Source organism: Ruegeria sp. CG3 (genome assembly GCF_056537205.1).
Genome location: NZ_JBQFRC010000001.1, coordinates 1,628,679 through 1,652,172 on the forward strand (window position 1 = coordinate 1,628,679; position 23,494 = coordinate 1,652,172).

The window sequence follows — 23,494 nt, forward strand, 5'->3', positions numbered from 1 at the left end:
CCGGTTGCGGCCTTTGTCTTGGCCAGAGAGGTGAGGTGCCATGCAGAACAGATTTGACCAGGAGCTGGAGGACCGGCTGGTTCGATATGCGGCCATCGACAGCCAGAGCGACGAAAACTCGCCCACCACCCCCAGCACGGAAATCCAATACGACATGCTGAACCTGCTGCGGCAGGAGCTGGCAGAGATGGGCACGCAGGATGTGACCATGACGGGCTACGGAGTCGTTCTGGCCACCATTCCGGGCACCGCGCCGGGGCCGACCATCGGCTTTCTGGCCCATGTGGACACCGCGCCGCAGTTCAACGCGACCGGGGTCAAGCCGCGGGTCATCAAGGGCTACAATGGCGGCGACATCACCTTCCCCGACGATCCGTCACTGGTGCTGTCCCCGGCCGAGCACCCTTATCTGGCCAGCAAGGTCGGCGACGACCTGATCACCGCCTCGGGCTCCACGCTGCTGGGCGCCGACGACAAGGCGGGCGTGTCGATTATCATGACGATGGCCCGGCACCTGCTGGCCGATCGGACGATCGCGCACGGACCGATCCGCATCGCCTTTACCCCCGACGAGGAAATCGGCCGGGGTGTGACCGAAGCGCTTCCCAAGGATCTGGGCGCCGACTTCGCCTATACGCTGGATGGTCAGCAACTGGGCGAGATCGAATATGAAAGCTTCTCGGCCGACCGGGCGGTGATCAGGATCGAGGGCATTTCCATTCACCCGGGTCTGGCCAAAGACAAGATGGTGAACGCGACCCACCTGGCGGCCAAGATCGTGCAGACGCTGCCGCAGGCCACCATGACCCCCGAAGTCACCGACGGGCGCGAAGGGTTCATCCATGTGACCGATCTGAACGGCGGCTCGTCCGAGATGGAGATCAAGCTGATCCTGCGCGATTTCGAGATGGACGGGCTGGAAGCCAAGGGCGAGCTGGTGCGCAAGGTCTGTGATGCAGTACAGGCCAGCGAACCGCGCGCCAAGATCAGCGTCGAGATCAGCCACCAATACCGCAACATGCGCTATTGGCTGGAAAAGGACATGACACCGGTGGACTTGGCGCGCGAGGCCTGCCGCGAAATGGGGATCGATCCGGTCTCGGTTCCGATCCGCGGCGGCACCGACGGGTCGCGCCTGACCGAATTCGGCACCCCCTGCCCCAACATCTTTACCGGCATGCAATGCATCCACGGGCCGCTGGAGTGGATCTCGGTCCAGGACATGGCGGTGGCAACCGAGCTGTGCCTGAAGATCGCCTCAAAGGCGACGCAGGGGGAAAGCCACAGTCGAGGCTGAAATTCGCCGGGGCGCGAAGTTTTCTGTTCCCCGTCCCTGACGGAACGATACATTGCCCGCCAACACCAGTTCAGGAACCATTGATGCAGCGTTACGAATACAAGGTCGTCCCGGCCCCCAAGAAAGGCACCAAAGCCAAAGGGGTCAAAACACCCGAGGGCCGGTTTGCCGTCACCATCGAGCATTTGCTGAACGAGTTGGGTGCGAAAGGCTGGGAGTACCAGCGCGCCGAGCTGCTGCCCAGCGAGGAGCGGGTCGGCCTGACCGGAACCGCAGAAAACTGGCGCAATGTTCTGGTGTTTCGCCGTGCGGTCGAAACCGAAGTCGCCAACGACGACATAGCCGCACTCCTGACCCCGCCAGAAGAGGATGACACTCCTCTGGCACGGCCGGTTCCTGGCCCGGACGATGCGGCTGAGGCCGGTCAAGTCGAGGCTCCGGCCCGCATCGCGCAGGATCACGACGACCCGCCGTTGACGCTGAAACCGGCCAAGTCAGAAGATGCCCCCAAAGCGGATGCCGAGGACGAAAAAGAAAAGCCCGACAGCTAGGCTCAGACCGCGTCAGGCCGGCGCGGCACCATAGGCGTTTTCGGCCTGCTCGCTGGGTTGAATGTAGAAATACAGAAGGATCAGCGTGCCGATCAGCGGAATCAAACCGATCAGGATCCACCAACCGGACCGCCCGGTGTCATGCAGACGTCGCACGCCCACCGCGATGTTCGGCAGGATCACGCCCAACGAGACTAGCCACGACAGCGGTTGACCGGCTTCCGAAGCGAAAGCATCGAACCCCAGCAAAGGCGCCACCACCGCACCGTCGATCAATTGTGTGACAACCAGCACCAAAAAGATCGCCAACACCCACCACCAGAACTCGGAGCGCGACGCGCGCCCTTGAAAGGTTGCGTATTTTGACAGCACCGTACGAACGGCGTGGCTCATCTGTTCCATAGTTTCCTCCGCGCAAATTACGGGAAACATAGCAGATTATTGGAAAAAACCGACAATAATCGAAAAAGTCAGGCGAAAGGCTTCAGTCACCGATGTCCAAAGCCAGGGCGTGGATGCGCGGAACGATGTCGCCCAGAGCCTTGTGAACGGCCCGGTGACGCGCAACGCGGGACTGCCCCTGAAAGGCGGCTGCGCGGATTCGGACGTTGAAGTGGCTTTCGCCGCCTTCCTGAAACCCTGCGTGGCCGCGATGGCGTTCACTGTCATCCACGACTTCCAGCTCACGCGGGTTGAACTCGGCCTGAAGTCGCTGGCGGATTTCGTCGGTCACGGTCATTTTTACTCTCAGCGGCAATTATTTTTCCGCGCCCCTCTTCTACTTTCCATCACTTAGATTAAACTGCTGCCTCCGAGTCGAAAAGACGCGTTCATGAGGATGAGCATATGGTGAAATCAGATCCCTTCGGATTCGACATGTCGGTGTCCAGCGCCAAGAAGAAAAACCCGCGCGGGCGTCGGGGCATGTCGGGCGCGTCCGAGACCTCGACCCGGGTCTGTGACCACGAAGGATGCCAGGAAGCCGGCAAGTTCCGCGCGCCCAAGGCACCGGATGTGCTGGACGACTTTTTCTGGTTCTGCCAGCAGCACGTGCGCGAATATAACCAGAAGTGGAATTTCTTCGACGGCACCACCGAGGCCGAGCTGAACGCCCAACGGTCGAAAGACAAAGTGTGGGAACGCGAAACCAAGCCCATGGGAGACCCCGAGGCGCGGGCCTGGGCCCGGCTTGGCATCGAAGATCCGCATCAGGTTCTGGGCGAAAACGCGACCAAGAACCCCGGTCGGGCCGCAACAGGCCGTCGCCTGCCGCCTACTGAGCGTCGTGCGATCGAAATCCTCGAAGCCAAGGACACTTGGACCAAGGCCGAGGTTCGCAAAGCCTACAAAAAGCTGATCAAGGTGCTGCACCCGGACATGAACGGCGGCGACCGCAGCCAGGAAGAACAGCTGCAGGAAGTCGTCTGGGCCTGGGATCAGATCAAGGACAGCAGGAACTTCAAATAGCGGTTTTAGTGCGCGAACGTATCGCGTAACGCAGCAGCTTCGGGGCGTTTTAGGCAACGTACGCGCGTTTGCTCAAAAGCGGATGCCGCGTTTCGCAGTTCGGGAAATAGCACACGGAGTTCCTCGGCATCTTCCCGATCGAAGGACATCACCGCCATTTCACCTAAAAACAAACTTTCAGTTGGCAAACCATTCGACAACAGTATCGCGTGGCGACAGCAAGCAATATGGTAGTATGTAACGGGATCATAAGTATTTACTTGGCGAATTGTATGATCGTTAACGAGATGAACTGCCGCGGCGAAAACTTTTGGCTCTCCAAACAGCAACTCTGCGCGCCAACCCTCCACGACAATCCTATGTTGTGGAGAAACGTACAAATCTCGGTCAGGCAGTCCTTTTCCGAATGCACCTTTCTGAATGCAAACCGGACGTAACTGGTGGTTTCGCTTCAAAGCTTCTGCCTGCAGGGTCTTCTCTCCGATCCACTCGATGCGTAGCAGTTCACCACTGGAAGCACGCACTTTGTCACCAACAGCGAGTTCCTCAACAGCGCGACAGCCACTTTCAGTTTCAATCAATGTCCCTTTCACGAAACACGGCACCGTTCCAGCGGGCAACCTAACGGTTACCCCAATCGAGGCATTGTTGCCATTTCCAGGCCCGCTGGAGGCTCTGACGATCAAACTCAGAGTTGTATTTGGGGGAACAATAACCCCCGGCTGCAGGTCCACTGTTAGTAAACCAGCACTGGAAATCGTAACCGAGTAATCTGAAGGGGAAAGAAGTCCGTCATCTGTTACAGATACAAACCAAGACGCTGGCTTGCTGGAGTTGTAGTCCACAGAAAATGTGTCCGTGTTCGGAGGAAAGAAAATCCTCGTTGGACCGGTAATGACTAAAGCCATGGCAACCTTTTACTTAAACTAAGTCCGAAATAGTGTACCACCTCCACAACACATTTCAATATCTGCACGTGACGAGCCGCAAGTTGTGACGATTTCTTGTGGCATTTGCCCGAGGTCACTTTCCCGTTCGCCGAAAGTGTTGCCCTGCCTAGTTTCTACACGTCCTTAGGATGACGCTGAATCCAGAAACTGCCATCTCGACGTCTGGTATTGCCACCTGACAGTTCTGGCTCGCGACTAGCAAAGAAATCTGCTGTGTACTTGAGCAACTTGCAAAAAGCCCCATGAGACCATTTTTCATATGTCTGATAAGGTCATTTTCAACATTTGGATTATTGAATGCTTACCTGCATACAGCATTTCCGACACATGGATCGGCATGTGCGTCCGAACAGGCCGCAGTGCCTTTGTTGACAAACGCGGCTTGACCTGCACCTGGTACGCGTCGCGACCAAGGATCGCCCGCGCGTCAATAGGGCCAGTTTGAAAGAAAAACCTGCTCACCTTTCCAAGGGGGCCGCTTTCCCTTGCCCTTATCTGCAATATGTTGCACCACACACGGGTTCAAACCCGGCAAAACGGGCCAAAGGATAAGGACAAGGCGAATGGCTGACGGATCGACCGATATCAACGCAAAACCCACCGAAGAGATCTCGGTCCGTGACGTGTTCGGGATCGACAGCAATATGTCCGTCAAAGGGTTCGCCGAAAGCAGCGACCGCGTTCCGGCAATCGACCCTACCTACAAGTTTGATCCCGAAACCACGCTGGCTATTCTGGCCGGGTTCACCCACAACCGCCGGGTGATGATCCAGGGCTATCACGGCACCGGCAAATCGACCCATATTGAGCAGGTTGCTGCGCGACTGAACTGGCCTGCCGTGCGCGTCAATCTGGACAGCCACATCAGCCGGATCGACCTGATCGGCAAGGATGCGATCAAGCTGCGTGATGGCAAACAGGTGACCGAATTCCACGAAGGCATCCTTCCCTGGGCGCTGCGCAACCCTGTGGCCATCGTGTTCGACGAATACGATGCCGGCCGCGCCGACGTGATGTTCGTGATCCAGCGGGTTCTGGAGCATGACGGCAAGCTTACCTTGCTGGACCAGAACGAGATCATCACGCCGAACCCCTATTTCCGCCTGTTCGCCACCGCCAACACCGTGGGCCTTGGTGACACCACCGGCCTGTATCATGGCGTTCAGCAGATCAACCAGGCCCAGATGGACCGCTGGTCGCTGGTGGCGACGCTGAACTACCTCAGCCACGACGCCGAGGTGATGATCGTTCTGTCAAAGGCACCGCACTACAACACCGAAAAAGGCCGCAAGACCGTCAGCCAGATGGTCACCGTTGCCGACCTGACCCGGACGGCGTTCATGAACGGCGATCTGTCGACCGTGATGAGCCCGCGTACCGTTATCAACTGGGCGCAGAACGCCGAGATCTTTCGCGACGTGGGCTACGCCTTCCGCCTGTCTTTCCTGAACAAATGCGACGAGCTGGAACGGCAGACCGTTGCCGAATTCTATCAGCGTTGTTTTGATGAAGAACTGCCGGAAAGCGCGGCCAGCGTGAGCCTGGGTTGATGGCATCGATTGCGCCCAGATCGGGCGCAACGCCCCCGGCGGGGACATCGGGGGCCAGATGAAGACGGGGTCCGGCCACTTTAACCGTGCGTCGGGCCTAAGGGCGTGAGTGAGGGCTGATAGATATGGCGCAGAAGAACGACAACCCTGCTGATCCGTTCAAGAAGGCTCTGGCCGAGGCGACCAAGGTCATGGCCGATGATCCCGAGTTGTCGGTAAGCTATTCCGTCGACCCGTCGGGCCTGTCCGGAGACTCGATGCGCCTGCCGCAGGTGTCACGCCGAATGACACGCGAAGAGGTTCTTTTGGCGCGGGGCACCGCAGATGCCCTGGCGCTGAACCGGCGCTACCATGACGATGCGACGCATGCACGATATGCGCCTCCGGGAGATATGGCGCGCGACCTCTATGAAGCGATGGAAACCGCCCGGTGCGAAGCGATGGGCGCCCGGGACATGCCCGGCACGGCTTCGAACATTGACGTCAAGATCGGCCACGAGGCGTTGCGGCGCGGCTATGACCAATGCAAGCAACCCTCGGAGGCACCGCTTGCGGTGGCGGCGGGTTATCTGATCCGTCATCTGGCGACCGGGCGTGATCTGCCCGCTGCAGCCGAGAACGTCATGAACCTGTGGCGCGGATTCATCGAGGAACAGGCCGGCGGGGTGTTGGAGAATCTCGACGAGGTGCTCTCGGATCAGGCCGAATTCGCCAAATTCGCGCGCCAGATGATCAAGGATCTGGGCTATGGCGACCAGTTGGGTGACGACCCGGACGAACTGGACGAAGATCAGGAAGATCAGGCCGAGGAAGACGCCGAAGAACAGCCCGATCCGGACAGCACTGGCCAGGACGACCAAGACGAACAGGACGCCGACGCGACGCCCGAGCAAACTCAGGAAGAGCAACAGGATCAGTCTCAGGCACAGGTCTCGATGGACGAGATGGCCGAGGACGAGATGGGTGAAGAAGCCGAGATGCCCGAAGGCGAAGCGCCTTTGGAGCCGCCTGCCCCTCCGCCCGCATCCGAGGCCGATCCAGACTACATGGTCTACCTGAACACGCATGACGAGGAGATTGCGGCCGAGGACCTTGCCGAGCCCGCCGAACTGGAACGGCTGCGCGCCTATCTTGATCAGCAGCTCGAGCCGCTGAAGGGCGCCGTCAGCCGCTTGGCCAACAAGCTGCAGCGCCGCCTTCAGGCACAGCAGAACCGCAGCTGGGAGTTTGACCGCGAAGAGGGCATTCTGGATGCCGGCCGGCTGGCGCGGGTGGTGGCCAACCCTACGACGCCGCTCAGCTTCAAGGTAGAGAAGGATACCGAGTTTCGCGACACCGTGGTGACACTGTTGCTGGACAATTCGGGCTCGATGCGTGGACGGCCGATTTCCATCGCAGCAATCTGTGCCGATGTTCTGGCCCGCACGCTGGAACGGTGCAACGTGAAGGTCGAGATCCTGGGCTTCACGACGCGGGCCTGGAAAGGCGGACAAGCGCGTGAGGCGTGGCTGAACGACGGCAGGCCGCAGCAACCCGGCCGCCTGAACGACCTGCGCCACATCGTCTACAAGGGCGCCGACGCGCCTTGGCGCCGCGCACGGCCCAATCTTGGCCTGATGATGAAAGAAGGCCTTCTGAAGGAAAACATTGACGGCGAGGCGCTGGAATGGGCCCACCGCCGGATGCTGGCGCGCCGCGAACAGCGCAAGATCCTGATGGTGATCTCGGATGGGGCTCCGGTCGATGATTCAACACTCAGCGTGAACCCGGCCAACTACCTTGAGAAGCATTTGCGTGATGTCATCGCCATGGTCGAAAAGCGCAAGATGGTCGAGTTGCTGGCCATCGGCATCGGCCACGACGTCACCCGTTATTATGATCGTGCGGTTACGATCACCGATGTCGAACAGCTGGCAGGAGCGATGACCGAGCAATTGGCCGCGCTGTTCGACAGCGACCCGCGCGCGCGGGCCCGCGTGATGGGCATGAAAAAGGCCGGCTGAGGCTGGTCTTGCCTCCAGCGGGAGTATTTCAAAGAAAGGTGAAGGCAGGCGATCAAGACCTGTAGTGAGCCGAAGGAGAAGCAGATGTTCCAGTCTTTCGAAGTCACGGCGCGGCCCGAACAGGGGCCGCCACGATTGGCGGCGTTGCGCACAGAATTGGAGCGCGAACGACTGGATGGCTTCATCGTCCCGCGTGCCGACGCGCATCAGGGCGAATATGTAGCTCCCCGTGATGGTCGGCTGGCATGGCTGACCGGGTTCACTGGTTCTGCCGGGTTCTGCGTTGCGCTGCGAAACGTGGCCGGCGTATTTGTGGACGGACGGTATCGCACTCAGGTCAAGGCGCAGGTGGCGTCCGATTTCACGCCGGTACCGTGGCCCGACGTAAGCCTTTCGGCGTGGTTGAAGCAGCAGTTGCCCGATGGAGGGAAGGTGGCGTTCGATCCCTGGCTGCATTCCGCCGGACAGATCACCAAAACCCGGGCCGAGCTGCAGAATAGCGGGATCGAGTTGGTTCCGTCAGACAACCTTGTGGACCGCATCTGGTCCGACCAGCCACCACCGCCAATGAACCCGGTCAAGGTGCACCCGCTGGAATTTGCAGGCGAAAGCGCCGAAAGCAAGGTCTCGCGGCTGGCTTCGGCGCTGGCTCGAAACGGGAGGTCGGCTGCCGTCATCACGTTGCCGGATTCGATCATGTGGCTGCTGAACATCCGCGGGTCAGACATCCCATATAACCCGGTTGCGCATGGGTTTGCGATTTTGCAGGCCGACGGGCACGTGGACCTGTTCATGGCCGCAAAAAAGCTGAAGGGGATGGACGAGCATCTGGGGCCGCGGGTTTCGATTCACGAACCCGACGCGTTCCTGAACGCTGTTGCGGCGCTTGAGGGCGCGGTGCAAGTGGACATGGGAACTCTGCCGCAGGCCGTTGCCGATGTGCTGGGCGACCGGGCCGTGGATGGCGGCGATCCCTGCGCCCGTCCCAAGGCCTGCAAGAACGAAGCCGAAATTGCCGGCAGCGCCGCCGCGCATCTTCGTGACGCCGCCGCAGTCATCGAAACACTGTGCTGGCTGGATGCCCAACCACCCGGCAGCGTGACCGAAACGCAGGTGGTCACACGGCTGGAGGAGAACCGGCGGCGCGACAATGCGTTGCAGGATATCTCGTTCGACACCATTGCCGGCACCGGGCCAAACGGCGCCATCATGCACTACAGAGTGACCGAAGAAACCGACAGCCGGCTTGAGGACGGTCATATTCTGGTTCTGGACAGCGGCGGGCAGTATCTGGATGGTACCACGGACATCACCCGGACGATCCCCATCGGCACGGTGGGAGACGAGGAAAAAACCTGCTTTACCCGGGTTCTGAAGGGAATGATCGCGATGTCGCAACTGCGCTGGCCCGTTGGTCTGGCCGGTCGAGACATCGAGTGCATCGCCCGGGCACCTTTGTGGGCCGCGGGCCAGGATTTCAATCACGGCGTCGGCCACGGTGTCGGCGCATACCTGAGCGTTCACGAAGGGCCACAGCGCCTGGCGCGGGTCAGCCACGTTCCGCTCGAGCCCGGGATGATCCTGTCGAACGAACCGGGTTACTACCGCGAAGGTGCCTTCGGCATTCGGATTGAGAACCTGCTGGTTGTTGAGGAGGCCCCCGCCCTGCCCGGCGCAGACCCCGAGCGCGCGATGCTGTGCTGGCGGACACTGACATATGTCCCCATCGATCGACGCCTGATCGTCGTCGACATGCTGACCACTGCCGAGCGTGATTGGTTGAACGCGTATCACCGGGACGTGGCGGAAAAAGTCCGGCCAAGACTGTCACATGCCGCGCAACTGTGGTTGGATGCCGCAACCGCGCCCTTGTGACACCCGTTTGTCACATACTATAGGCATAGGCGAAGGCCTGACCACAACGAGGCCGCGACGACGAGGGAAGGAGCAGACATGACAGATTACATCAAGATCCGCAAAGCACCTGGCAAGTGGTGCGTCAGGTCCGGTGGCGCGATTCTGGGCGAAACGACCAACGCCCTGGAACTGTTGGAAGGCGATCTGGCCCCCGTCATCTACTTTCCGCGTGCAGACATCGCGATGGCCTTTCTGGACAAGACCGAAAAGTTGACCCATTGCCCGCACAAAGGCGATGCCACGCACTACTCGATCGTCAACAAGTCGAGCGTGACGCAGAATGCGGTCTGGAGCTATGAAGATCCCATACCCGCCGTTGCCGAAATCAAGGGTTACCTCGCCTTCTACCCGCTGGAATCGGTGAAGGTCGAACAGATTTGAGGGCTGGACAAACCTGGCCCTCAACTACGTCTGTCAGAAACTGTAGCTGTATCCGAGAATGAGCGAGTGCGAAGAGTAGCGGCCATTCGCGAGATCTGTCGGGATGAACACTTGGGTCGTGGCGAAATCAAGATCGCCGGTCGTCTTGTAGCGGTACCCGATGTCAATGTTCCCGCGTTCCCCTACCTGAAAGCGTCCGCCAAACCCCAATTGCCCCGCAATGGCGGTGTCACTGTCATCGACCAATGTGACGCCAGCACCAGACTGACCGTCATGGGACACGCGCGCAAACCCGAGCCCGCCACCAACATAGGGCTTGAACCTGCCCTGAACCGGGACGTCATACCAAAGGTTTGCCATCCCGAAGGTCGCATCAAAGCTTCCGTCATACTGGGTAAACGGGCGGCCGATTTCCTTGGTATCATTCGAAGCATATGAAAGTTCGAACTCGGCCCGCAGATTTGGCGCGACACGCAGTCCGACGGCCAGACCGTAGGTTACACCATTGTCGGTTGTGATGGTGCCTTGGCCAACCACGACCGAAGGAACTGTCTGGAAAAAATCAAAATCATAGTCGCCCATATCGGTGATACCGAGAAAGCCGGTCACGTACGGAGCCTCCTGCGCCCGCGCGGGGACAGCACCAATCATCGAAACCGCAGCCACCACAGTCAGCAAAGAAGACCGTTCGAAAGCCATGTTCACACCTCAATCAAAGTGACTATCAGGGATAATTCTTCAATCAGGCTAGAATGTTCTCACCTTTTGACAAGGTGTCAAAATCAAAGAGAAACTCTCAGTGGCTGGCCTGCCACTGCTTCGTCATGAGTGTTCCTCGGCCGCTGTTGCGGCCAGTGCACGGTTGTACGCCTTCAATGCGTCCACGTGGTACAAGGCTCCGACCGGGTTTTCGACCCCGTCGTCATCCCGAACAACCACCGGGAGCCAGGTGACTCCGTCTCGATCGAAATACGGCATTGCCGCCTCGAGGGTTGCGCTGGCCCGGACGCACAGGCCCTGCTCGATCATCTCCTGAACCTCCTCCCTGCTTGCCGTATTCGGATCTCCCAGCGGGCGCATCACGGCCCCGGCGCGCAGCATCGCCAGCAAATAAGCCTGCGGCCCGGCGGCCAAATGCACCCCGCGGCGCTCGAGCTGGGTCAGGAAGAACGACCGGTCCACAAGGCGCGAGGCCAACGCCGTGGACATGGACACCGAGACCATCACGGCAAGGCCGATCTGCCAGTCTCCGGTCAGTTCGAACACAATCAACGTGGTCGAGATCGGAGCGCCCAGAACCGCCGCCGCGACAGCACCCATGCCGGCAAAAGCATATAGCGTATGCGTGCCCGACACGCTTGGCAGAAGGCCTGTGGCGATCAGGCCAAAGGCAAGGCCAGTCAGCGCGCCGATCATCAACGACGGAGAAAATACCCCGCCGCCCATACGACCACCCATGGTTATGGCCACTGCCACTGTTTTCATCACTGCAAACAGGATGGCCGTGGTCAGCACCAGATCTCCGGTCAGGGCACGGATGGTCGTCTCGTATCCGACGCCGATGATATGCGGAAACCACACTGCCAGCACGCCCAGCATCGCGCCGGACACGGCGGGTCGCAGCCAGCGCGGCAGCGACAGGCGCGCCTGTACGTGATTGCCGAAATCTTCGGCAAAAAAGATCGACCGCATCAGCAACAGCGAGACCAGCCCGCAGATCAGCCCAAGGATCAGAAAGGCCGGAAGTTCGACGTAAAATTGCAGGGATCCGGGCGTGTCCAGGACAAACTCGGTCACATCGCCATATGCCAGCCGGTTGATGACGGTGCCAGCCACCGACGCAATCACGATCGGTGCGAATGCGTGGACTGCAAAATGGCGCAGCACGACTTCCAGCGCGAACAGCGCCCCGGCGATCGGGGCATTGAAGCTGGCCGATACAGCGGCGGCCACGGCGCAACCCAGCAGGTCGCGGCCGGTTATTCCATCCGCATTGATACGCTGGCATACCCAGGTCGAAATCACGCCGGCCATGTGCACGACAGGTCCTTCCCGGCCCGTCGACCCGCCCGTGCTGAGTGTGATCAGCGAGGCGAAAAACGACGCGACCCCGGCTTTGGTTTCGACCCGGCCATCGCTGATCGCGGATCCTTCGATCACATCGGCGACAGACCGAACTCTCCCGTCATCGGTAAAGCGGTGCAGGATGATCCCGACGACCAGCCCTCCGACCGTGGGGATCGCCAAAATCCAGGCCCAGTGCAGTTTCTCGGCAAAGCTGTGCAGAAACAGGATGTCGTCGGTCTGATAGACCAGCGCTTGCAGGGCCGCGATCCCCTTGCGAAACCCCAAGGCCATGAAACCCGCCGTGATCCCGATCACCAGCGCGATGAACCAGAACTGGATTTGGCTTGGCCCGCGGTGCCGCAGTACCCGCCACGCGTCCTTGAGTGCGGCCAGGGCCTGGTTGAGCTGAGTGCGCAGGACGGTTCGGGTTGATTGTGTCATGGGGCTTTGAGGATAAACAGGTATCCCTTACTAAGCCACGCCGGGCGCTTAGAAAAGTCGGCTGACAAGATATTGAAGGCAAGTGTCGCCGCCCGGCTGCATCAGGCTTGCAACAACGAACGGGCAGCCGCGCGGGCTTCATCCGTGATGACGTCGCCCGAGACCATGCGCGCGATCTCGTCGATCCGGTCCGGCTCGGACAGCGGCAGGACAGTGGACAGGGTCTGCCCGTCGGTCACGTGCTTCTGAACCCGCCAGTGATGCGCCGCGCGGGCCGCGACCTGCGGCGAATGGGTTACCACCAGCACCTGCCCGCCCTGCGCCAACGCCGCAAGCCTGCGGCCCACGGCATCGGCCGTGGCGCCACCCACCCCGCGGTCGATTTCGTCAAAGATCATTGTCCGAGTGCTGTCATCGCCCGACAGGCACACCTTAAGCGCCAGAAGAAAGCGGCTGAGTTCCCCACCCGAGGCAATCTTGTTGAGCGGCCCCGACGGCGCGCCCGGGTTGGTGGCCACGGTGAACGCCACCGCGTCCTGCCCTTCGGGTCCGGGTTCAGCGGGCGTGATCTGGGTTTGGAACACCGCGCGCTCCATCTTCAGCGGCGCAAGCTCGGCCATTACCGCCGCGTCCAGCCGGCCGGCAGCCTCGCGCCGCAGGGCGCTGAGCGCCTCGGCGGCCGCGTCATAGGTGGCCTGCGCGGCCTGCACCGCAACACGGCGGTCGGCCAGGTCGGCGTCTCCGGCCTCAAGCTGGCCCAGCCGGGCGCGCAGCGTGTCGGCGTAACCGCTCAGATCATCGGGGGCCACGTCATGTTTGCGGGCCAGCGCGCGGATGGCGAACAGACGTTCCTCGGTCTGCTCCAACTCGGCCGGGTTGAAGTCAAGCGCCTCAAGGCATGCGGTCACGCCGTCCTGCGCCTCGCCCAGTTCAATCAGGGCGCGCCCCAGGGCGGCGATCGGCTCGTCCAGTTGGCCCTCGGCCCGGTCGGCGACACCTTCCAGCCAGCGCACGGCATCCGCCAGCGCACCTTCGGCCCCGTCACCGCCCAGCAGGGCAAAGGCACGAGCCACGTCGTCGCGGATGCGCTCGGCCCCCTGCATCATCCGGCGGCGCGCGTCGAGTTCGGCGTCCTCGCCCGGCTGCGGATCAAGTTTGTCGAGTTCGGCCACGGAATGCCGCAGAAATTCTTCTTCGCTGCGCACGGCGGCCACGGCGGCCTCGGTCTCGGCCAGGGCCTTGCGGGCCCGCGCCATCTCGGTCCAGGTGGCGCGTACGGCGGTCAATTGCGGCTCGGCCCCCGCATAGACGTCCAGCATGCCGCGATGGCCGCGCGGGTTCAGAAGGCCCCGGTCATCATGCTGTCCGTGCAGTTCGACCAAGGTTTCCGACAGCGCCCGCAGCACCTCGCCCGAGCAGCGGCGGTCATTGACCCAGGCGGTTTTGCGCCCCTCGGCAGTGTTGACGCGGCGCAGGATCAGTTCCGAGCCGCCGGGTAAACCGGCCTCGGTCAGGATCGCATGGGCGGGATGACCCTCGGGCAGTTCGAACTCGGCCACGACCTCGCCCTGCGCGGCCCCCTGCCGGACCAGTTCGGCCCGACCGCGCCAGCCCAGCACAAAGCCCAGCGAGTCGAGCAGGATCGACTTGCCCGCCCCCGTCTCGCCGGTCAGCGCGTTCAAGCCCGGCTGAAAGGTCAATTCCAGCCGGTCGATGATCAGCATATCGCGGATATCAAGGGCGCGCAGCATCGGGTCGTCAGCGTCCCAAGCCTGTGACCATGGCGATTACAACCACTGGCCCTTGATCGTCTGGCGGTAGATCGTGCTGAGCCAGTTGTTGCCGCGGCTCTTTAGTTCAAGCCCGCGCGAGGTCAGCAGCTTGTAAGCCGCATCATACCATTCAGACGACTGGTAGTTGTAGCCCAAGATCGCGCCGGCCGATTGAGCCTCGTCGACCAGACCCAAGGCCAGATAAGCCTCGACCAAGCGGTACAGCGCCTCGGCTGTGTGGCTGGTGGTCTGGAAATCCTCGACCACGACACGGAAACGGTTGATGGCCGCGGTATAGTGATCCTGACGCAGGTAATAGCGCCCAATCTCCATTTCCTTGCCCGCCAAATGGTCGAAGGCCAGATCGAATTTCAGCACCGCCGAGGTGGCGTATTCGCTGTCGGGATAGACCTCGATCACGGTGCGCAGCGCCTGCAACGCCTGGAAGGTCAGACCCTGGTCGCGGCCGACCTCGTCGATCTGGTCATAGTAGCTGAGCGCCAGAAGGTACTGCGCATAAGCTGCGTCTTCGTCGGTTGGGTAGAAGTCGATATACCGCTGCGCGGCGGCGCGGCTTTCTTCATACTCCTTGTCCGAGTGGAACGCGAAAGCCTGCATGATCAGTGACCGCTTGGCCCAGTCGGAATAGGGATAAAGCCGTTCGACTTCGGAAAAGTACCAGGCCGCATCTGCGGGACGATTCTGCGCAAGCTCGTATTCGCCACGGGTGTAGATCTGCTCGGGCGTAAAGCCTTCAAGGTTCTGGGACTTGTCAGCGCCCTTGTTACCAAACAGGCCGCCCGCGTTGCCGCAGGCCGTCAAAGTAGCTGCCAGAAGAATCGCGCCCGCAAGCCTGACTGCCGCTTTGGTGCCAACCATACCGCCCATCCTAGTCGTCTTGTCTCTTTGGGTAACCCCGGATTGAGCTTTGGTCTAGCACATAAAATTCCGGTGCAAAACGCCTTATCGGCCCCACGACCGATTTGTCGCCGGGCCGGGCCGGATCAGGCAACTTCGGGGATTTCGTCCCAGACCAATCCCTGCCCGGGCAGTTGTGCGGCTTGCTCAGGCGTGCACAGCACCGGACGCACGGCGCCAGGCGTCTCGAACAGCTTGCGCAGCAATGTGTTGGTCATGGCATGGCCGGATTTCTCGCCGACGAAGTGACCGAAGATCGGGCCACCGGCCAGATACAGATCTCCCAACGCGTCCAGCATTTTGTGGCGCACCGCTTCATCCTGGTGACGGAAGCCACCCGGTGTCAGTACTTCGGCCCCTTGAACAACAACCGCATTCTCCAGAGTGCCACCCAAGGCCAGACCGTTTTCGCGCATCGCCTCGACATCGGTTCGGCGGCAGAAGGTCCGGCAGTCGGACAGTTCCCGAGCAAACGACCCGTTGCGCATATCCAGGATCTTCGACTGGCTGCCGATCGCAGTGTCTTCGAAATCGATGTGGAACTCGATGATCAAACCGTCAGCCGGCCGGATCGAGGCACGGGCACCTTCCCGCTCTGCCACGACCGGCTTGAGGACCTCATACGCCAGAACCGGGCTGGCCTGACGGCGGACACCCTTGGCGATGATACCGCGCACGAAGTCGATCGAAGAACCGTCCATGATAGGAACTTCGGGTCCATCAATCTCGATCAGGGCGTTGTGGATCCCGCACCCTGCCAGCGCAGCCATGATATGCTCGACAGTCGACACCGAAACGCCGGCGTCATTGACCAGGCGCGTGCATAGTTGGGTTCTTTCGACCACATCGTAGATGGCCGGGATCAACGCATTGCCCAGTTCGATATCTGTCCGCTTGAACCAGATTCCGTGACCGGCAGCTGCCGGTTTCAGAACCATCGTCGCGGGCTTGCCACTGTGCAGGCCCACGCCTTTGAACGTGATCGAAGATTTGAGCGTCTGTTGCAAATTGAACCTCGGTGAGCGGTGTCCAGCCTTTTTCGGCTGTGTTGCACCCTCAGTTAAGGAAGCGCGCATCAAGGCTCAACTCACTCTTTGTAACTGAATGAAACAGTTCTGCAACAGATCGGCAAAACCCTGCTTACTGGCACTTAAACGTTTGCATCAAAAGGAAAAAGGGCCGCCTTTCGGCGACCCCGTGAGTGGATATTGTTACCGCGATCAGTTGGCCTGACGGCGCAGGAAAGCCGGAATTTCGATACGCTCCTGCTCGGGATCGACCTCCTCATGCGAGGGTGCCGTAGCGTCAGTCTGGCGCATCGCAGGCTGTTGCCGGGCCGGTTGAGCGGGGGTATCCGGGGCATGCCCAGTCATCCGGTCGATCAAACGGTTGAACCCGAACCGCGGCCGTTCCTCGGCGGTGGGCTGGCGCTGCGGCGCCGGTTCCTGCGGGCGCGACGCGGTCAGACGTTGGGCCGAAGTCGGTACGTTCTGAACAGCCGCCTGCAGCCGCTCCAGCGCGGCCGGCGAAGGCGTTCCAGGGGTATGCGGCACCTGTTGCGGCTGATAACTTTCGGCCGGGCGTTCGACCGGCTCAGGCTGCGGATCGAACTCGGCGCTGCGTGGCTGATAGGCCGGGGGAGGCAGCCCGTCGTCATCGTCCTCGACAGCCTCATCCGCGCCTTGACCGAATTGCAAAGTCGTGTGCGAAGGCTCTTCGGCCGCTTCAAACAGTGACGGTTCGCGCGGAGCTTCGGGCTGCGGAGCCGGTTCAGCAACTTCCGCCGCGACCGGAGCCGGCTGTGCTGCTTCTTCTTCCGCCGATACGGTACGGGTCAGAGGAGCGGACATGGACCGGCGCGGAGCCGGCGCCTCGGAGCCGCTTTCGCTGGCATCGATGCCGGTTGCCACGACCGAGACGCGCATCTTGCCTTCCATCTCGGGATCCAGCGTCGAGCCGACGATGATGTTGGCCTCGGGGTCCACTTCCTCGCGGATGCGGTTGGCGGCTTCGTCCAGTTCGAACAGGGTCAGGTCATGGCTGCCAGTGATGTTGATCAATACGCCCTTGGCGCCCTTGAGGCTGATTTCGTCCAGCAGCGGGTTGGCGATGGCCTTTTCCGCGGCCTGGATGGCGCGATCTTCGCCCTCGGCCTCGCCCGTACCCATCATGGCCTTGCCCATCTCGTCCATCACCGCGCGGACGTCGGCGAAGTCGAGGTTGATCAGGCCCGGACGCACCATCAGGTCGGTTACGCCCTTGACGCCCTGATACAGCACGTCATCGGCCATCGAGAAGGCCTCGGTGAACGTGGTCTTTTCGTTGGCCAGACGGAACAGGTTCTGGTTGGGGATGATGATCAGCGTATCGACGACCTTCTGCAGCGCCTCGACACCGTCTTCGGCCTGGCGCATGCGCTTGGCGCCCTCGAACTGGAACGGTTTGGTCACCACGCCCACGGTCAGCACACCCAGTTCACGCGCAGCCTGCGCGATGATCGGAGCGGCGCCGGTGCCGGTGCCCCCGCCCATGCCGGCGGTGATGAAGCACATATGCGCGCCGGCCAAGTGATCGACGATCTGTTCGATGCTTTCTTCGGCGGCGGCGGCGCCGACCGATGCGCGGGCGCCTGCGCCCAGCCCTTCGGTCACCTTGATGCCCAGCTGCACCCGCGCCGACGAGCGGCTTTGCTGCAGTGCCTGCGCGTCCGTGTTGGCTACCACGAAGTCAACGCCGTCGAGTTGTTTTTCAATCATGTTGTTGACGGCGTTTCCACCTGCACCGCCTACGCCAAATACCGTAATCCGAGGCTTGAGTTCGTCGTGCCCGGGCATCGAAAGATTCAATGTCATGCTCTGTCCGCCTGTATTTATGATCCCGCAAAGCGGTGTTTTTCTTGCCTATCCGCTTGTGATTCTACCTTTCCAAACGTCAAACGTCACGCCAAAAATCGCGTGAATCCACAAAATATGGAAGAAATAAGGCGGTTTTTCGCGGCATTTCGCCCGACTGCGCAAATCTAGCGGTTCAGGGCGGACAGACCACGACACACGCGAAAACCCCCAACCTGATTTGGCGGGTGCGATGCTGGACATCCTGTTCAAACTGCGGCTGACTGCTCGGGTCCTGCCGACGAGCCTCTGACGGGCCTTGTTGATATTCTGAGGGATAAATCCCTGCACCGCAACCGGAATTTTCAGCTGATAGGAACGGAAGGACAATCCAGGCCGTCGTCCGAAAATCCGCTGACTTCCTGGATTTCGCCATCCCCCAGCCGCGCGATCCTGACCAGCAACCGCCCATCATGCTCGAACGGCCACCAGCATACCGCGCCGGGCTCGGTGTCATAGAGGAAGCACAGCTTGCCGTCCGGCGTCGTGATCTGGCCATAGACACAGCCCTCGCCCTCTCGCCGCCAGACCGAGCGGGTTGGGCTGAGGAACTCCTCGGTGCCCACAAGCATACCGCTGGTCAATTCGTGGAACGTGACGGTTTTCCCGACCACCGCGTCCAGGAATGCTTCGGGCGAGATACGGGTCTGCGCGACAGCCGCAGCCGGAACCCAGGCTGCGTAAAACACCGCAGCCCGGAGCAGGAACCTACCAGTTGTCACGGAACCAGCGCACGGCACGCTTGAATGGCCGTGCTGCGTAGGTATCGACCGGGATTTCAAAGTCCCACCATTCATCCTGCGGATGCGCCGCAAACAGCGCAAGACCAACCGCCGAGGAGAACCCCGGGCCCGTCGCGGATTGCGGCAACCCATGCACACGCAGCGGTCGGCCCAGACGCACCCGCTGACCTAGTATCCGGCTGGCCAGCCCATCCAGACCGGGGATCTGACTGGCTCCACCGGTCAAAACGATCTGTTGGCTTGGCATATGTTCGAACCCTGCAGCGTCCAGCCGAACGCGGACTTCCTCGAGGATTTCCTCGACTCGCGGGCGCATGATGCCGATCAGCTCGGCACGGCTGGCGGTACGCCGGTCGTGTTCCCAATCCCCGGTGTCGCCGCCAATGTCGATCATGTCGCGGTCATCGGCTCCGGTGGCGTGAACCCCGCCATTGAAGGTCTTGATCCGCTCGGCAACCGAGGCGGACACACCAAGCCCCATCGAAATGTCACTGGTGACATGGTCCCCGCCCATGCGGACACTGTCGGCGTAGATCATGTGCTTTTTGATAAAGATCGAAACGCCGGTGGACCCACCACCCATGTCGATACAGGCCGCTCCAAGTTCCTGTTCGTCTTCAACCAGCGCAGAAATCCCCGACACATAGGCCGAGTTCGCGATGCCAGCCAATTCCAGGTCGCACCGCTTGACGCAACGAACGATGTTCTGAATCGCCACCGCATCGACCGTCAACATGTGCATGTCGACCGCAAGCGTCTGACCCATCTGCCCTCGCGGGTCGATCAAGCCAGATCGGTTGTCCAGAGCGAAGTTCACAGGTTGTGCATGCAGCACCTCGCGCCCTGCCCCATAATCCGGGACATCGCACGCGTTCAGGACACGACCGATCTCGGCCTCGGTCACCAGCTGACCGTCCAGATCCACCTGCGCATCCAGCCCATAAGACCGAGGGTTTGCCCCCGAGAAACAGGCGATTACATGGTCTACCCTGATATCGGCCATCTTCTGAGCAGCCTGCAGCGCGGTGCGGATGGCGCGCTCGGTTTCCTGCATGGCCGTGATCTCACCAAAGCGCACCCCGCGCGATCGGGTCGTCGCCGCACCGATCACCCGGAACCCGGTCTGGCCGGCCATGGACCCGATCGAGTTGTCCTCGCTCAGCCGCGCCGACCCATCAAACCGCAGCACGAGACAGGCGATCTTGGAACTTCCGACATCCAGGATCGCAACGACACCGCGTTGCATGGCCTGTCTGCGCATCTGGCGCATTGCGCGTTGAGACTGATAGAGATCCGTCATCATCGTATTACTGCCCGTTACCCATAGTCACTTTTGTATTCCACCAGTCTGCGCTGGCGGCTTCTGTCATCCGAATGGTCGGCCGCGCCCCTATGCGCATATCGACCACAGCAACATCCCGTTCCAAAAGGTCCTGCACCTCGTTCACCGCCAGTACACGCTCGAGCGCGCGCACCGGGCGTTCCGTCGGCAGCATGACCCGTTGGCCCCGATCCAGAACCAGGTCCCAGCGCCGCTCGCCGACGCGGACCAGACCGCGCACCCTGCTGCCCAGGCTGCGCGCGGTGGCGAGAAGTTCCAGTGCCTCGGCCACATGCTGATCTGCACCCTGACCGGCAATCAGCGGTAGATCGGAGCGCTCGGTCCGAGCCGCGATCTCGGCCACGTGGGTGCCCGTTTCGTCCAACAGCTGGATGCCTTCACGGGTGCGCCAGACGATCACGGGCTGACGTTCGACAACATCGACCTGCAGAATGCCGCCCGGACGGATCCGCACGGTTGCCGATTTGACCGGGTCCAAGCCGGTGATCGTGTCCCGGATCTGCTCGACATCCAGATCCCAGGAGCTGAGCGGGAAGTCCAAAGGCACGACTTCGCGGATGTCGTCAGCAAGGCCGGCCCCCGCCCCGTCAATCGCCATGAGCTTGACCATGAATTCAGGACGCTCCTGGAACGACGTGATCAAGTTGTCCACCTGCGCCCGAACCGCTTCTCGCCGCTCTTCGGCCGCGAAGTAGAGCCCAACCGTGGCCACGACCGCGCAGAGCGGCACTCCGATCTTGACCCCCAGCCGGATTCCCGGCGTCAGCATCCATCGCTGGAACCGATAACTAAACCGCGACGGTGCCGGGTCCGCACGGCCCTTGCCACGGCGGAAGAACCGACCACCGCGCAACCGCAATTTGGGCTCAGCACGGACGGCGTCGGCGTCCGCAGACTGAAACTCGGCATCAGGGCCGGACAGAGGCTTGGCGCGGTGGATCACCGGCGCACGAGTGGCGGTCAGCGGTCGCATGAGGCGTCCTCGACCATCCAGGCGCAGAGCTGACCGAAGGTCATGCCCAGATGCGCGGCTTGCTCAGGCACCAGCGAGGTGGGGGTCATACCCGGCTGGGTGTTGGTCTCCAGTAGGAACAGGCCCTCTTCGTCCCGGGCCTCGTCCCAGCGGTAGTCGGTGCGGCTGACGCCCCGGCAGCCCAAAACCTGATGGGCGCGCAGGGCATAATCCATGCACAGATCGAAGATCCGCGGCGGGATATCGGCGGGCAGCACGTGGCGCGATCCGCCGGGCTTGTATTTGGCGTCGTAGTCATACCAGCCATCGGTCAGGATCTCGGTCACGGTCAGGGCGCGGTCGCCCATCACGGTCACCGTCAACTCGCGCCCGGCCACGTATTGTTCGACCATGACCTGCTCGGGCATGTCATCCGACAGCTGCGGCGGGCCGTTCGAGCCTTCGAACACCAGATAGATCCCGACGCTCGAACCTTCGTTGTTGGGCTTGACCACATATGGCGCGGGCATGACGTGCCCCGCCATCACGTCCGATTTCGGGACGATCACGCTGTCGGCCACGGGCAGGCCGGCCGCGCGGAAAACCTCTTTGCTGCGCTGTTTGTCCATGGCCAGCGCCGAGGCAAGAACGCCGGAATGCGTGTAGGGCATTCGCAGCCACTCCAGCAGACCCTGCACGCAACCGTCCTCGCCCCAGCGGCCATGCAAGGCGTTGAAGACCACGTCGGGCTTGATGTCCTGCAAACGCGCACAAAGGTCGGGACCGGCGTCCAGCTCGACGACCTCGATCCCTTCTCCCACAAGGGCGGCTGCGCATTCGCGCCCGCTGCTGAGAGACACCTCGCGCTCCGCCGAGGGGCCACCCATCAATACCGCCACTTTGGGGTTTGTCCTGCTCGACCTACCCACGTTCGTGCGCCTCAATGTCCCCGGACCTTATCTGGTGGTCCGTATTTCGTTATGCCTTTGATCCGTCGCCTGAATTTTCCTGTTTTGGTCTGACGGTCGGGGCTTTAATCTGTCAGCGGATCACCAACCCGCATGATTTCCCACTCTAGCGTGATCCCGCTTGTTTCGTAAACCTTTTTTCGCACCTCTTCACCCAGCCCTTCGAGGTCGGCGGCGGTGGCGTTTCCGGTGTTGATCAGGAAATTCGAGTGCTTGGGGCTCATCTGTGCGCCTCCGCGCCGGGCGCCGCGCATTCCGGCGTCGTCGATCACCTTCCAGGCCTTCAGGTCGTGCACATCATCGGCCCGCCCGGTCGAGGAAAACCCGGCCGGATTGCGGAAGGTCGACCCGGCGCTGCGGTCCTTGGTGGGCTGGGTCTCGTCTCGCTTTTTCAGCTGCGCCTCCATCCGGGCATGCAGGTCGGCCGGGTCACCCGCCGGGCCCTGGAACGTGGCCGACACCAGCACCGAACCCTCGGGCAGGTCGGACTGGCGATAGCGGAAGTTCAGGTCGGCCGGCGTCAGCTCGACCAACTCGCCCTGCCGGGTGACGATCGTAGCCGATTTCAGAACATCCGCCGTGTAGCTGCCATAGCAGCCGGCGTTCATCCGCACGGCCCCACCGATGGAACCCGGAATCGTCCGCAGAAAGGTGAGGTCCACCCCCGCATCCGCCGCCTTGCGCGCCACATGCGCATCCAGCGCGGCTGCCCCCGCGGTGACGGTGGTGCCGTCGACCGCGATGCCGTTGAAGCCGCGCCCCAGCCGGATCACAACGGCCCGCAAGCCCCCGTCGCGCACGATCAGGTTCGAGCCGACGCCCATCGGGAACAGCGGCACCCCGGCTGGAAGGTCGCGCAGGAAAGCCTGCAAATCCTCAAGGTCAGCCGGCTGAAACAGATAGTCCGCCGGGCCGCCGACACGCAGCCAGGTGAGGTCGTTCAGAGCACGGGCCGCAGTCAGACGGCCACGAGGCCTTGGGATCGTGGTCATTGTCCGGAACGCACCGCCAGGCTACGCCCGACGACTCCGCCCATGATTTCCGCGAACAGAATCGGCAGAACACCTCCGGTCAGCCAGACGAAGGGGCCAAAGGCCTGCTCCTCCTCGCCCGTGCCGACGCCTGCCAACATCGCGATCAGGACAAGCGCAACAACCGAAGTCAAACCAATCAGCCACAACAGCGCGCGCAGGCCAAGCCATCGCGCGGCGACAAATCCGGCCAGCGTCCCGAGCACAAGCGCCGCGAGCGGCAGGTAAGCAAATGTGGCGATGTCCGTCATCG

Annotated in this window: 22 protein-coding genes; 7 read left to right on the forward strand and 15 right to left on the reverse strand. The window is 61.6% G+C overall.

The features are described 5' to 3' along the window. The first annotated feature begins 40 nt into the window (after positions 1 to 40). Positions 41 to 1,297 carry a peptidase T gene (pepT, locus tag ACR0NB_RS08045; protein WP_480775371.1) on the forward strand — a complete coding sequence of 419 codons (1,257 nt, stop codon included), beginning with the start codon at positions 41 to 43 and terminating at the stop codon, positions 1,295 to 1,297. Positions 1,298 to 1,380: 83 nt separating this feature from the next. Then, the gene (locus ACR0NB_RS08050; RefSeq protein WP_170585770.1) at positions 1,381 to 1,848 is read left to right on the forward strand and encodes a DUF4177 domain-containing protein; all 468 of its coding nucleotides are present in this window, start codon (positions 1,381 to 1,383) and stop codon (positions 1,846 to 1,848) included. A 12-nt stretch (positions 1,849 to 1,860) separates the two neighbouring features. Here ACR0NB_RS08050 and ACR0NB_RS08055 read toward each other — a convergent pair whose 3' ends face one another. Continuing rightward, positions 1,861 to 2,250: a DUF805 domain-containing protein gene (locus ACR0NB_RS08055; RefSeq protein ID WP_093964864.1), complete on the reverse strand. Its 390-nt coding sequence runs from the start codon at positions 2,248 to 2,250 to the stop codon at positions 1,861 to 1,863. An 82-nt stretch (positions 2,251 to 2,332) separates the two neighbouring features. Then, on the reverse strand, positions 2,333 to 2,587 hold the full coding sequence (locus ACR0NB_RS08060) for a BolA family protein (protein ID WP_093964863.1): 255 nt from the start codon (positions 2,585 to 2,587) through the stop codon (positions 2,333 to 2,335). A gap of 107 nt (positions 2,588 to 2,694) precedes the next feature. Between ACR0NB_RS08060 and ACR0NB_RS08065 the strand changes: the two genes are divergently transcribed. Next, positions 2,695 to 3,315, forward strand: a complete 621-nt coding sequence (locus ACR0NB_RS08065) for a J domain-containing protein (RefSeq protein WP_093964862.1) — start codon at positions 2,695 to 2,697, stop codon at positions 3,313 to 3,315. 5 nt (positions 3,316 to 3,320) lie between these two features. Here ACR0NB_RS08065 and ACR0NB_RS08070 read toward each other — a convergent pair whose 3' ends face one another. Then, positions 3,321 to 4,223: a Hint domain-containing protein gene (locus tag ACR0NB_RS08070; protein ID WP_480775372.1), complete on the reverse strand. Its 903-nt coding sequence runs from the start codon at positions 4,221 to 4,223 to the stop codon at positions 3,321 to 3,323. A gap of 605 nt (positions 4,224 to 4,828) precedes the next feature. On the opposite strand from ACR0NB_RS08070, the gene cobS reads away from it, so the two are divergent. The 4 genes from cobS to ACR0NB_RS08090 all read left to right on the forward strand — a co-directional run bounded on the left by cobS (position 4,829) and on the right by ACR0NB_RS08090 (position 10,116). Further along, a complete protein-coding gene (cobS, locus tag ACR0NB_RS08075) occupies positions 4,829 to 5,815 on the forward strand; it encodes a cobaltochelatase subunit CobS (RefSeq protein WP_093964859.1) in 987 nt (328 codons plus the stop codon). 125 nt (positions 5,816 to 5,940) lie between these two features. After that, the gene (cobT, locus tag ACR0NB_RS08080) at positions 5,941 to 7,818 is read left to right on the forward strand and encodes a cobaltochelatase subunit CobT (protein WP_170368150.1); all 1,878 of its coding nucleotides are present in this window, start codon (positions 5,941 to 5,943) and stop codon (positions 7,816 to 7,818) included. Between the two features lie 84 nt (positions 7,819 to 7,902). Further along, positions 7,903 to 9,693 carry an aminopeptidase P family protein gene (locus ACR0NB_RS08085; RefSeq protein ID WP_480775373.1) on the forward strand — a complete coding sequence of 597 codons (1,791 nt, stop codon included), beginning with the start codon at positions 7,903 to 7,905 and terminating at the stop codon, positions 9,691 to 9,693. A gap of 78 nt (positions 9,694 to 9,771) precedes the next feature. Next, the gene (locus ACR0NB_RS08090) at positions 9,772 to 10,116 is read left to right on the forward strand and encodes a DUF427 domain-containing protein (RefSeq protein WP_170391022.1); all 345 of its coding nucleotides are present in this window, start codon (positions 9,772 to 9,774) and stop codon (positions 10,114 to 10,116) included. A 33-nt stretch (positions 10,117 to 10,149) separates the two neighbouring features. Here ACR0NB_RS08090 and ACR0NB_RS08095 read toward each other — a convergent pair whose 3' ends face one another. From ACR0NB_RS08095 to ACR0NB_RS08150, 12 genes are all read right to left on the reverse strand, one after another. Continuing rightward, a complete protein-coding gene (locus ACR0NB_RS08095; protein WP_170391021.1) occupies positions 10,150 to 10,815 on the reverse strand; it encodes an outer membrane protein in 666 nt (221 codons plus the stop codon). 123 nt (positions 10,816 to 10,938) lie between these two features. Continuing rightward, positions 10,939 to 12,624 carry a chloride channel protein gene (locus ACR0NB_RS08100; RefSeq protein ID WP_170364553.1) on the reverse strand — a complete coding sequence of 562 codons (1,686 nt, stop codon included), beginning with the start codon at positions 12,622 to 12,624 and terminating at the stop codon, positions 10,939 to 10,941. 101 nt (positions 12,625 to 12,725) lie between these two features. Then, positions 12,726 to 14,375 carry a DNA repair protein RecN gene (recN, locus tag ACR0NB_RS08105; protein WP_480775374.1) on the reverse strand — a complete coding sequence of 550 codons (1,650 nt, stop codon included), beginning with the start codon at positions 14,373 to 14,375 and terminating at the stop codon, positions 12,726 to 12,728. A gap of 36 nt (positions 14,376 to 14,411) precedes the next feature. Further along, the gene (locus ACR0NB_RS08110) at positions 14,412 to 15,275 is read right to left on the reverse strand and encodes an outer membrane protein assembly factor BamD (protein WP_170340921.1); all 864 of its coding nucleotides are present in this window, start codon (positions 15,273 to 15,275) and stop codon (positions 14,412 to 14,414) included. Positions 15,276 to 15,400: 125 nt separating this feature from the next. Then, positions 15,401 to 16,321, reverse strand: a complete 921-nt coding sequence (lpxC, locus tag ACR0NB_RS08115) for a UDP-3-O-acyl-N-acetylglucosamine deacetylase (RefSeq protein ID WP_093964852.1) — start codon at positions 16,319 to 16,321, stop codon at positions 15,401 to 15,403. A gap of 213 nt (positions 16,322 to 16,534) precedes the next feature. Further along, positions 16,535 to 18,166, reverse strand: coding sequence for a cell division protein FtsZ (ftsZ, locus tag ACR0NB_RS08120; protein ID WP_480775375.1), 1,632 nt, complete (start codon positions 18,164 to 18,166; stop codon positions 16,535 to 16,537). A gap of 344 nt (positions 18,167 to 18,510) precedes the next feature. Beyond that, positions 18,511 to 18,894 carry a hypothetical protein gene (locus ACR0NB_RS08125; protein ID WP_480775376.1) on the reverse strand — a complete coding sequence of 128 codons (384 nt, stop codon included), beginning with the start codon at positions 18,892 to 18,894 and terminating at the stop codon, positions 18,511 to 18,513. Between the two features lie 19 nt (positions 18,895 to 18,913). After that, on the reverse strand, positions 18,914 to 20,248 hold the full coding sequence (gene ftsA, locus ACR0NB_RS08130; protein WP_480775377.1) for a cell division protein FtsA: 1,335 nt from the start codon (positions 20,246 to 20,248) through the stop codon (positions 18,914 to 18,916). A 7-nt stretch (positions 20,249 to 20,255) separates the two neighbouring features. Next, entirely contained in the window at positions 20,256 to 21,263 is a 1,008-nt protein-coding gene (locus ACR0NB_RS08135; protein ID WP_480775378.1) for a cell division protein FtsQ/DivIB, read from the reverse strand. Next, positions 21,251 to 22,171: a D-alanine--D-alanine ligase gene (locus tag ACR0NB_RS08140; protein WP_480775379.1), complete on the reverse strand. Its 921-nt coding sequence runs from the start codon at positions 22,169 to 22,171 to the stop codon at positions 21,251 to 21,253. The genes ACR0NB_RS08135 and ACR0NB_RS08140 overlap by 13 nt, the downstream gene beginning before the upstream one ends. Positions 22,172 to 22,275: 104 nt before the next feature. After that, positions 22,276 to 23,202 carry a UDP-N-acetylmuramate dehydrogenase gene (gene murB, locus ACR0NB_RS08145; protein WP_480775380.1) on the reverse strand — a complete coding sequence of 309 codons (927 nt, stop codon included), beginning with the start codon at positions 23,200 to 23,202 and terminating at the stop codon, positions 22,276 to 22,278. After that, positions 23,199 to 23,492 (reverse strand): hypothetical protein, encoded by a 294-nt coding sequence (locus ACR0NB_RS08150; RefSeq protein WP_170525247.1) that lies wholly within the window; start codon positions 23,490 to 23,492, stop codon positions 23,199 to 23,201. The genes murB and ACR0NB_RS08150 overlap by 4 nt, the downstream gene beginning before the upstream one ends. Between the last annotated feature and the right edge of the window lie 2 nt (positions 23,493 to 23,494).